This is a genomic window from Bradyrhizobium sp. UFLA05-108 (assembly GCF_059803455.1).
Window position 1 is genome coordinate 1 of the sequence record NZ_JBANAZ010000202.1, and the last position, 1191, is coordinate 1191.

Consider the following 1191-nt stretch of genomic DNA (forward strand, 5'->3'; position numbering starts at 1 on the left):
CCCAAAATCGTGTTGCCGGAGAACATGTCGATGTGGCGCAGCTTGGTCGACATCGGCTTGACCACGATTTCTTCGGTGTGGAACACGCCGTCGACCACGATGCCGAAGGTCTGGCTGCCGACCTGGGTGACCACGATGAAGCCGTTCTCGGGATCGCTGGCGGCGCCGTCATCGATCTTCAAAAGCTTCTTCAGGTGGATCAGCGGCAACAGCTTGTTGCGCAGCCTTAAGACCGCGGTGTCCTTGATGCGCTCGATGCGGTGCTCGGAATTGGCGCGCGCCCGCACCAATTCCACGACCGAGAGCTGGGGAATGGCAAAGCGGTCACCGCCGGCTTCCACGATCAGGGCGGAGACGATGGCCAGCGTCAGCGGGATCTTGATGGTGACGGAGGAGCCTTCGCCGGCGACGGACTTGATGTCGATGGTGCCGCCGATCTGGTCGATATTGGTGCGCACCACGTCCATGCCGACACCGCGGCCCGAGACCGAGGTGATGGCGGCAGCCGTCGAGAAGCCCGGCGCGAAGATGAACTTGTGGATCTGCGCCTCGCTCATCTTCTCGAGCTCGGCCTCGGTGACGAGACCTGAGGAGAGCGCCTTGGCCTTGATCTTCTCGGTGTTGAGGCCTCTGCCGTTGTCGGCGATGCAGATGATGATGTGGCCGCCCTCGTGATAGGCGGACAGCCGGATGGTGCCCTGCTCGCCCTTGCCGCTCGCCAAGCGCTCGGCGGGGGTCTCAAGGCCATGGTCGGCGGAGTTGCGCACCATGTGGGTGAGCGGATCCTTGATCAGGTCGAGCACCTGGCGGTCGAGCTCGGTGTCGGCGCCGTGCATCTCCAGCTCGATCTGCTTGCCGAGTTCGCTCGAGAGGTCGCGGACGATGCGCGGCAGCTTCTGCCAGGCATTGCCGATCGGCTGCATGCGCGTCTTCATGACGCCTTCCTGCAGCTCGGCGGTGACGTTGGAGAGGCGCTGCAACGGCACCTTGAACTCGGTGTCCTCGTTGCGGCGGGAGATCTCCAGGAGCTGGTTGCGGGTCAGCACCAGCTCGGAGACCATGGTCATCAGATGCTCCAGCGTATCCACGTTGACGCGGATCGACTGGTTGGCGACGCGGTCGCCTTCGGTGACGCTCTCGTCCGCCATCGACTTCTTGGGCGCGGGTTTTGCCTCCTTGGCCTTCGCCTCC

1 protein-coding gene is annotated in these 1191 nt (G+C 63.8%); it reads right to left on the reverse strand.

The window, feature by feature from the left end; all coding sequences use genetic code 11:
• A partial coding sequence (locus SO140_RS45965; RefSeq protein ID WP_498544202.1) for a chemotaxis protein CheA occupies positions 1 to 1191 on the reverse strand: 1191 nt, incomplete at both ends.